The organism is Micromonospora sp. NPDC047753 (assembly GCF_040642735.1).
Taxonomy (GTDB): domain Bacteria; phylum Actinomycetota; class Actinomycetes; order Mycobacteriales; family Micromonosporaceae; genus Micromonospora.
On record NZ_JBEYSL010000243.1, the window covers coordinates 1 to 9733 of the forward strand.

Annotated in this window: 7 protein-coding genes and 1 pseudogene; 6 read left to right on the forward strand and 2 right to left on the reverse strand. The window is 73.1% G+C overall.

Translation table 11 applies throughout. The features are described 5' to 3' along the window. Positions 1-435 precede the first annotated feature (435 nt). Positions 436-1077 (forward strand): ferritin-like fold-containing protein, encoded by a 642-nt coding sequence (locus ABZ749_RS20325; protein WP_357229922.1) that lies wholly within the window; start codon positions 436-438, stop codon positions 1075-1077. 75 nt (positions 1078-1152) lie between these two features. Here the strand turns inward: ABZ749_RS20325 and ABZ749_RS20330 are convergent, their stop codons facing one another. Next, a complete protein-coding gene (locus tag ABZ749_RS20330; protein ID WP_088950288.1) occupies positions 1153-1380 on the reverse strand; it encodes a DUF3107 domain-containing protein in 228 nt (75 codons plus the stop codon). A 64-nt stretch (positions 1381-1444) separates the two neighbouring features. Continuing rightward, positions 1445-2083 (reverse strand): TetR/AcrR family transcriptional regulator, encoded by a 639-nt coding sequence (locus tag ABZ749_RS20335; protein ID WP_030489514.1) that lies wholly within the window; start codon positions 2081-2083, stop codon positions 1445-1447. Between the two features lie 149 nt (positions 2084-2232). On the opposite strand from ABZ749_RS20335, the gene ABZ749_RS20340 reads away from it, so the two are divergent. From ABZ749_RS20340 to moeZ, 5 genes and pseudogenes are all read left to right on the forward strand, one after another. Then, positions 2233-5589, forward strand: coding sequence for a hypothetical protein (locus tag ABZ749_RS20340; protein WP_357229924.1), 3357 nt, complete (start codon positions 2233-2235; stop codon positions 5587-5589). A gap of 23 nt (positions 5590-5612) precedes the next feature. Further along, a complete protein-coding gene (locus ABZ749_RS20345; RefSeq protein WP_357229926.1) occupies positions 5613-6587 on the forward strand; it encodes an alpha/beta hydrolase in 975 nt (324 codons plus the stop codon). A 5-nt stretch (positions 6588-6592) separates the two neighbouring features. Then, entirely contained in the window at positions 6593-7441 is an 849-nt protein-coding gene (locus tag ABZ749_RS20350; protein WP_357229928.1) for a DUF3152 domain-containing protein, read from the forward strand. 96 nt (positions 7442-7537) lie between these two features. After that, complete coding sequence (locus tag ABZ749_RS20355) at positions 7538-8359, forward strand: DUF3152 domain-containing protein (protein WP_357229930.1); 822 nt, start codon at positions 7538-7540, stop codon at positions 8357-8359. 56 nt (positions 8360-8415) lie between these two features. After that, positions 8416-9664 (forward strand): annotated as a pseudogene (gene moeZ / locus ABZ749_RS20360) (adenylyltransferase/sulfurtransferase MoeZ). Positions 9665-9733: the final 69 nt, after the last annotated feature.

Genomic DNA, 9733 nt, shown 5'->3' on the forward strand with positions numbered 1-9733 from the left:
TGAGTCAGGTCGCTCATGTGGATGTAGGGGTGCCCTCTCGTGGGTGCGCCCGTCATGTCCTCAGGGCGCGTTCGGTATGACGCGGGCCACACGGTCGGCGGCAGATTGCCGAGCCGGACCGGGCCGCACGCGCGCCGCGGGCTGAGCTTCGATCAGATCGGCGCCCACGGCAACTGCTCCATGTTACCTGAACAGGCATACCCCCGTCCCGATTCCCAGTCGGCCACTCGCCACGCGGGGCAAGCAATTGTGACCCACCCCACACCAGCCCCCCGGTCCCGCCCGCGCCCTCGTTCGCCGCGCCCCGCCCCCGCCAACGTCGATCATGGAGTTGTGGTGGTGGACAAAAGGTTCAAAAATTTAGCAACCGGGCACCATGACTTCGTGATCGGCGGGGGCCAGCGCGGAGGGCAGCCACGCGATAGCCTGCCGCTCGTGTCCGCTTCCGGTTCCGCGTACGCCGATTTGCTGGGTCTGGTCGCCTTCGGCGAGCTGCTCGCCTTCGAGCGGATGGCGGGTGATGCCCGGCTCGCTCCTGACCTGCGCCGCCGGGCAGCGCTCAACGAGATGGCCGCGGCTGAGATCGCCAACTACCGGCGCCTCGCCGACCGGCTCACCGCGTTGGGCGTACCGCCCGAGGATGCGATGGCGCCCTATGTCGAGCCGTTGCAGGCGTACCACGACTCAACCGAGCCGCGGGACTGGGCGGGGGTGGTCACGAAGGCGTACGTGGGCGACGCGATCACCGACGACTTCGTTCGCGAGATTGCCGACGCGCTGGAGGAACCGGACCGGGCGCTGGTGCTGGACGTCCTGCACGACTCCCGGTACGCGGACTTCGCCGCTGCGGAGATCCGGGTGGCCGTCGCCGACGACCCCCGGGTGGCCGGTCGGCTCTCCATGTGGGCCCGACGGCTGGTGGGTGAGGCGTTGTCCCAGGCCGGCCGTGTCGCCGCCGAGCGGGCCACCCTCACCGCGCTGATCGCACACGACGGCCGGGTCGACGTGCCGGGGCTGTTCGGCAGGCTCACCACCGCGCACACCGCGCGAATGGCCGCCGCCGGGCTGAACAACTGACCACCCGGCCGGGTCGGCCGGCTCCGGCCTGCGGCAGGTGGGTCGAGTGCCGACCTGCCGCGATGGCCGGACCGGTCAGCGGACGGTGAACCCGACCGCCCGGGACGACGCCTCGGCGATCTCGACGTAGGCGACCTTCTCGACCGGAACGATGACCCGCCGGCCCTTCTCGTCGGTCAGGGAGAGCGTGCCGCCGTTGCCGGCGAAGGCGTCGGTCACGATCTGCTCGATCTCGGCCGGCGACTGCGCGCTGTCCACTACCAGCTCGCGTGGCGCGTACTGCACGCCGATCTTGACCTCCACTGTGCCTCCTCAACTGGGGCGAGAGAACCGCCCTGCGAAGGCTATCCGATCACGGGCCCGGCGGTCAGGCTGACTCACCTTGCAGCGGGAAGCTCGCGATGCCCCGCCACGACAGCGCGGCCACCAACGCCTCAGCTTCGGCCTTCGGCACCTGTCGGCCGCCGGCCAGCCAGAACTGTGCGGCCGTCTCCGCCGCGCCGACCAGCCCGGAGGCCAGCAGCTCGGCGTGCGCCCGACTCACCCCGGTGTCGGAGATGATGGTGTCGGTGATCGCCGCGATGCAGCCCTGCTCGACCCGCTCCACCCGCTGCCGTACGGCCGGGTCGTTGCGCAGGTCCGATTCGAAGACGAGCCGGAACGCCTCGCTCTCGTGGTCGACGAAGTCGAAGTACGCCCGTACCGACGCGCTGACACGTTCCTTGTTGTCGCTGGTACCGCGCATCGCATCCTGCACCTGAGCGACGATGGCGTCACAGTGCGTGTCGAGCAGCGCCAGGTAGAGATCCATCTTTCCGGGAAAGTGTTGGTAGAGCACCGGCTTCGAGACCCCGGCCCGCTCGGCGATGTCGTCCATCGCGGCGGCGTGGTAGCCCTGCGCGACGAACACCTCCTGCGCCGCAGCGAGAAGCTGCTTACGACGCGCGGAGCGAGGCAGGCGGGTGGGCCGGCCAGCGGTCTGTGCACCGTTCCCCGCAGCGGTCATGGGATCCTCCGAGTTCTCCGTACGAGCCGGCATTTTCCCCCCAGACCGGGCGAGGCCCGTGACCTCGGTCGTGGAAATGGCCCGCCGCTGTAACTTATCGCCACTCTCGGCACACGGTAGCCTCAGCGGGGGCGACCAAGGAGCGCGCGGTGAGTGAAACAGGGCAACCCGGAGCCGCCACCCCGGGAGATCACGGTGACGGAGCGGGTCAGCACGACGACCCGAGCCGTTCCGTCAGTGGGTGGGCGCCTCAGGCGGGTGGGTGGCCCCGAGCCGCCGACCACGAGGACGCCCGGGATGAGGCGCCGCGCTGGCAGCCCGACCCCGCGTCGGGCTGGCGGAGCTCCTCGACACGGCACGGTGACCTGCCATCGCCGCTGGTGGGGCGGTCGGGCGACCCGGAGTCGCCGACCCGCACCAACGGCCACCAGGTCAACGGCGTGCACCACCCGGACGACGTCAACGGCGTCCACCACCCCGGTCTCGAACCGCCCTCGGGGCGCCCCACGCCGGTGAGCGCACCACCCGGGCTGCCCGAGGAGGGTCGCCTCGGGGCGGCCGGCGACCGGCTCGTGGTGCCCGCCCAACGTCCCGCACCGCCAGCGGAGCAGGGTGCCGTCGAGTCCGACCCGGGCCCCGCCCCACACTCCAGCGCCGATCCGGCTGCCGCGCACCGTGCCCGCTGGGCCGAGCCCGGCTTGCCCACCTCGGCCCCGCCGGCCGTCCAGGTGCCACCCGTCGGCACCGCGGCGTCGGGTTTCGAGGTTCCACCCGGTTTCCACGCGCCGATCGCCGAGCGGCTGGCCGCCGACGAGAGTCCGACCGCCCCACGCGACTGGCGGGACCCGCTCGCACCCGAGCCCGCAGCCACCTCGGGACGCAACCCGGGCCCGGCCGCCTCCGCCGACGAGGGCGAGCCCGGTCGCGCTTCCGAGGGTTCCCGCCCGGCAGACACGCATCGCGCCGGCGAGGCGCATCGCACCGGGGACGCGCAGCGTCCCGGCGAAACGCACCGGGCCGGGGAGTCGTCGGCCATCGAGCCCGACTGGTCGGGGCCGAGCTGGAACCGCCCGAGCTGGGGTGGCGGGTGGGCCCCGCCCTGGTCCCGCCAGGACGACGAGCCGGCTGGCCCGGCTGCACGGGACGAGTCGGCGCCGGACTGGGTCGGCGAACCCCACCAGCCGTACGAGCCGGTGCGCGCCGAGGTGCCCCGTCCGTACGAGCCGGTGCGCGCCGAGGTGCCCCGTCCGTACGAACCCGGCCGGGTCGAATCCGCGTCCACCCCGGAACGCCCCGCCGAACCGACCAGTGGTCCGCCTGCTGAGCGTCCGTCGTGGGCGGGTGGCGCGACGCCGACCAGTGGTCCGCCCGCTGAGCGTCCGTCGTGGGCGGGTGGCGCGACGCCGACCAGTGGTCCGCCTGCTGAGCGTCCGTCCTGGGCGGGTTCCGGGGCGACCGGCGGACCCCGGTCCGACCGCCCGTCCTGGGCTGGCGGGGCCGATCCCGACCCCACCAACGCGTCGCCCGCGCGGCCCTCCTGGGCCGGGGGGGCCGATCCGACGCCGACCAGCCTGCCGCCGGTGCGGCCGTCCTGGGCCGGCGGGTCCGAGGCGGCGACCAGTGTGCCGCCGGTACGACCGTCCTGGGCCGGCGGTTCCGAACCGCCCGCCACCGGCGCGGCGGCGACGCGACCGTCCTGGGCCGGCGGCGCCGATCCGGCGCCGGCCAGCTCCCCGCCGACGCGACCCTCCTGGGCCTCCAGCCCCGCATCGTCCGACCCGCCCCTACCGGCCGAGGCGACGCCTCCGGTACCCGCCGGACCGCCGCCGGCTCCGGCCGGGCCACCGCCCACGGTGACCGACGCGCCACCGGCTCCGGCAGGCCCGTCGCTGGTCGCGGAGCGCTCGTCCTGGACCGGCGGTTCGCCGACGGCGAGCAGTTCCGGGGCCGAGCGGCCGGACTGGTCCGAGGGCCGGCTCCCGGCCACCCCGGTCGAGCGCCCGTCATGGCCGGCCAGCCGGTCGGCCAGCACCGGTGGGGGCGACGGAGGCGAGACGCCTGGCCGGGCCCGGCCCGACGTCCGACCGACCGGGCCGTTCCGGCTCCGGCCGGCGACACCCGAGCCCGGTCCGTCACCCGTCGAGCCGCCCACACCGGCCGCGCCGGTGAACGGCTCGCCATCGACTGACGCCACCCTGCCCTCCACCGCAGCGGTTCCGCCCACCAACCCCAAGGGTTCCGGCCGCCGCGATCAGTCCGCACCGACGTCCGCCTCCGCCTCCGCCTACGCGGCGCGCCGATCCGCTCCCGACCCGACGTCCCCGGCCGACGATGGCCGGCAGTCGGCTGCGAGCGCGGTGGTGCTGCCGCAGCGCGTCCCCGCGGAACCGGACGTGCCCGTCGTGCCGGAGCCGCCAGCCGTGGAGCCACCCGCCGAAACTCCGGAACTGGCCCGCATCGCCACTCACCTGCGCCGGGACGACGAGCCAGCCCCACTGCGCGAGCGCCCCGAGGGGTTCGATGTCAACGCGATCCTGGACGCCGTCCGGGAGGTGGCCGGTGTCCGCGACGCGGCCCTGCGCCGCACTCCGGCGGGTGCGCACAGTCTGCGACTGGACCTGGCCGACGGTGCCGACCCGGCCGAGGTGAGCCGGCAGGTGGCCCGGCTGCTCCAGGAGCGGATGGGGTTGGCCGCGGCCCCGCAGAACGTGCCCGGCCTGCCCAGCACGCCACCACCACCGGTTCGCCGTCGCGCGGCCGAGCCCGCCGAGCGACGTGCCCCGGAGACTCGAAACGCGGCTTCGCGCGACCCCGGCGAGGTTCGCTCGGCCGAGCCGCCGACGGTCGCCCGCCCGTCAAGCGGTCGGGTCGAGTCCCTGCCGGCCGGGCCGGAGCAGCGGACCGGCACGGACCCGACGCGCCGCCGCCGGTCGAACGCTCCGCACCGGGGGCGCGCCACGGTGGAGGAACCAGGGTCGGTCTCGTCCGCGCCGGCCGGCGCCGCGACCGGTAGCCCGGCGACGCTGGGCACGTCGTACTCCGGTGGTCAGGTGACCACGACGGAGTCGGCGCCGTCGCGGCCACTGGAGACCGGCGGTACGCCGGGGCCCCGGGTGGTGATCGACCACGTGCAGGTCAGCACCTTCGGCCTGGACGCGAACGTGGAGGTCCGGCTGCTGGCCGGGGGCGACAGTGCCTCCGGGTACGCCACCGGGCCGGCGGTGGACGGCTACGTGTTGCGGCTCTGCGCGGTGGCGGCGGCGGCCGCGGTGGACGAGTTGCTGCGCGGTGCCGAGAACGCCGAGCGGGGGCGCTGTTTCGTCGAGCACGCCGCCGTGGTGCCCTTCGGCAACTGCGAGGTGGCCACCGTTGTGGCGCTGCTGGTCTGTGAGGGCTGGGTCGAGCAGCTCGCCGGGTCGGCCCTGGTCGCGGGTGATCCGCGTCAGGCTGTGGTCCGGGCGACGCTGGCGGCGGTCAACCGTCGGCTTGAGGCGCTGCTGTCCTGAGTGGTTCGAGGCAGACTGGAGCAATGAGACGCGCCACCCTCTGGCCGGATAACCTGCTCCCCGACGACCGCGTCCCGCCGCCATGGCCGGGCCGGGAGGTCCGCCTCGACGGCCGGGTCACGTACGTCCGGGACACCCCGGCCACCGCCGCCGGTGCGGAGCCGGCGTTGTACGTGCACGGGTTGGGCGGGTCGTCGCAGAACTGGACCGACCTGGCCGGTCTGCTCGCCGACCGGCTGGACGGTCAGGCCATCGACCTGCCCGGCTTCGGCCGTAGCGAGCCGGGCCCGAGCTACACGATTCCGGCCTTCGCGAATCTGGTCGTCCGCTGGATCGAGCATTCCGGTCGAGGGCCGGTGCACCTGTTCGGCAATTCGCTGGGTGGCGCGGTCGCGGTCCAGGTCGCCGCGCTCCGGCCGGATCTGGTCCGCACCCTCACCCTGATATCCCCGGCGCTGCCGTTCCTGGATTTCCGGCGCTCGTTGCAGGGGCGGATGCTGCCGGTGCTCGCCATTCCGCGAGGTGAGCGGCTGGTCGCCCGGCATCTCACCCAGCTTGCTCCCGAGGTGATGGCCCAGCAGGTGCTGGAGGCGTGCGTCGCCGACCTCAGCCGGATCTGCGATCAGCGCCGGGCCGAGGCGCTGGAGGAGATCCGGGTGCGGTACGAGGCCGAGCACTACGCCGCCGCGTACGTCCGGACGTTCCGTGGGCTGGTCTCCAGCTTCCTGCGGGCGTACCTGCGGGGGCCGGGGTCGCTGTGGCGCCTCGCCGAGGCGGTACGCGCACCGACCCTTGTGGTGGGCGGTCTGCAGGACCGTCTGGTCGACGTGCGGGTCGGGCCGCAGACCGCCCGGCTCATTCCGGACAGCCGACTGATGATGCTCGAGGGCGTCGGCCATGTGGCGCAGTTGGAGGTTCCCCGGCTGGTCGCCCGCGCGGTGGTCGGCCTGCTCACCGAAACGGGGGACGCCGCGGGGCGGTCTGATCTGGCAGGCTGACCTGGATGCTCAGCTCAGCCCGCCATTCTGCTCGCCGTCGGCGACGTGTCGCGCTGGTCGCCCAACTGGTGGCGGTGGTGGTGGCCGTCGGCGCGGCGGTGACCGTGATCGCCGAAGGGCCGGGTGGGCACCCGGGCGCTGAGCGGTTGGCCGCCGAGGAGATCAGCGCGCCGCCGCCGCTGGTGGCCGGGCCGCTGCCGCCCGCCCCTTCGCCCTCCGGCGCGATCACGCCGAGCCCGCCCCCGGTGTTGCGGGTGCCCGGCGCGGTTCCGAGCGCGGGCACGGGCGGGTTCGGGTACGACGCCCGTTCCGGCCCGGTGCTGGGGCGGGCCGGTGAGCTGCGGCGTTACCGGGTCGCTGTGGAGTCGGGCAGCGCGGAGGACGTCACCGAGTTCGCCGAGGCGGTGGAGGCGGCGCTGGCCGGGCCGGGCAGTTGGGTCGACAGCGGCAGGTTGCGGCTCCAGCAGGTGCCGGGGGCTGCGCCTCGGGACTTCACCGTCTACCTGGCCACCGCCCGCACCGCGGGTCGGATGTGCGCGAAGGGTGGGGTCGACATCCGGATCGACGGCCGCCCGTACACGTCCTGTCGCGCGTCCGGCCAGGTGATCATCAACCTGGATCGGTGGCGGTTGTCAGTGCCGCACTTCGTCTCGGCCGGTGTGCCGTTGACGGTCTACCGGACGTACGTGGTCAACCACGAGGTGGGTCACCAGCTCGGGCATCGGCACGAGCGCTGCCCCGGCAAGGGCCGGCCGGCTCCGGTGATGATGCAGCAGACGCTGTTCCTCAACGGCTGCCGGGTCAACCCCTGGCCGTACCTGAACGGGCGTCGGTACACGGGCCCCGCTCTCTGAGTACGACACGCCGACCATTGACCCCTCCATCAGGCGTCTTGCGGCAATAGCGGCAAAAACGGAGAAATGCCCGAATAATCTGGCAGGCTTGATCCTATGACGCCGTCGTCCCCTTACGGCCCGCCCCGGCCGCCCGAGCCCAGCTCGGCGTTGCGGGGTGCGCGTCCCGCGTTCGTCCGGATGCACCGGCGTCGTCGTCGCAGCATGCTGCTCGGTCTGCTCGTGCTCGCGAGCGCCATCGGGGTGACTGTGAGCCGGGGCGGCGAACCATCGGTCGAGCCTCCGGCCACCACGCAGGGCGGAATGGGCCACGGAGGTGGGGCGGCCGCGCACCCGGCGCCCACCGGCTATCCGTCGGTCGGAGCGGGACGCTTCACGGCAGCCGACGGCGAGACACCGGTGTACGGCACGGACGGGCCGCTGCACCGGTACCGGGTCGTCGTGGAACGCGGCGCCGGCCAGGACGCCGACGTGTTCGCCTCCCGGGTGGACGAGGTGCTGACCGACCCGCGCAGTTGGATCGCGTCCGATGAGCTGCGGGTGCAACGGGTGGCCGACGCAGGGGCCGCCGACTTCACCATCTACCTGGCCACCCCGGTCACGTCCGAGCGGATGTGCGCCGAGGGTGGGTTGACCACCGAGCGCTACACCTCCTGTCGCCTGCCCGGTCAGGTCATCATCAACCTGGCCCGCTGGATGGAGGCGGTCCCCGACTACGGCGCCCCGCTGGACACCTACCGGACCTACGTCATCAACCACGAGGTGGGCCACGAGTTCGGCGCGGAGCACGAGGCGTGTCCGGGCCCGGGGGAGCCCGCCCCGGTGATGCAGCAGCAGACGTACGGCCTGCAAGGCTGCGTCGCCAACGCCTGGCCGTACCTCGACGGTCGTCGCTACGCGGGGGACATCGTCCCCTGATCCGCCGGGTCCTCGGTTATTCCCGCTCCCGCATACCGGACCACGTGTCGTCCCTCATGGCCGAGGAGGGCTCCCGCGAGCAACAATGGCGCGGTTCACACCGCCGATCCCGGGGAGTCCACCGTGTCGTTGCCCCCGCTCGTCGAGCCCGCCGCCGAGCTGACCGTAGACGAGATCCGCCGCTACTCACGCCACTTGATCATCCCGGACGTCGGGGTGACCGGCCAGAAGCGGCTGAAGAACGCCCGGGTGCTCTGTGTGGGCGCCGGCGGCCTCGGGTCGCCCGCCCTGTTGTACCTCGCCGCGGCTGGGGTCGGCACGCTCGGCATCATCGACTTCGACACCGTCGACGAGTCGAACCTCCAGCGCCAGGTCATCCACGGCGTCTCCGACATCGGCCGGTCCAAGGCCGAGTCGGCCGCCGCGTCGATCCGCGAGATCAACCCCCTGGTGAAGGTGGAGATCCACAACACCGCGCTGGATCGCGAAAACGTCCGCGAGATCTTCGCCCAGTACGACCTGATCGTCGACGGCACCGACAACTTCGCCACCCGCTACATGGTGAACGACGCGGCGGTGCTGCTGGGTAAGCCGTACGTCTGGGGGTCGATCTACCGCTTCGACGGCCAGGCGTCGGTGTTCTGGGCCGAGCACGGCCCCTGCTACCGCTGCCTCTACCCGGAGCCGCCGCCGCCCGGCATGGTTCCCTCCTGCGCCGAGGGCGGCGTGCTCGGCGTGCTCTGCGCGTCGATCGGTTCGATCCAGGTGAACGAGGCGATCAAGCTGCTCACCGGCATCGGTGAGCCGCTGGTCGGCCGCCTCATGGTCTACGACGCCCTGGAGATGGAATACCGCAAGATCAAGGTCCGCAAGGACCCGAACTGCGCGCTCTGCGGCGACAACCCGACGGTCACCGACCTGCTGGAAGACTACGAGGACTTCTGCGGCGCGGTCTCCGAGGAGGCCCAGGAGGCGACGCTCGACTCGACCATCACCGCTCTGGAGCTCAAGGAGTGGCAGGACGCAGGCAAGGACATCTTCCTCGTCGACGTACGCGAGCCGGCCGAGTACGAGATCGTCCAGATCCCCGGCGCCACCCTGATCCCCAAGGGCGACATCATCTCCGGTGAGGCCCTCGCCAAGCTGCCACAGGACCGGCAGATCGTGCTGCACTGCAAGTCGGGCGTCCGCTCGGCGGAGGCGCTCGCCGCGCTCAAGGCGGCCGGTTTCAAGGACGCCGTGCACGTTCAGGGCGGCGTGCTCTCCTGGATCAAGCAGATCGACCCGTCGCTGCCCGCGTACTGACCGATCGAGCCGGGGCGGCCACGCCGCCGTGCCGGGGCGGCCACGCCGCCGTGCCGGCGCGGCCCGCGC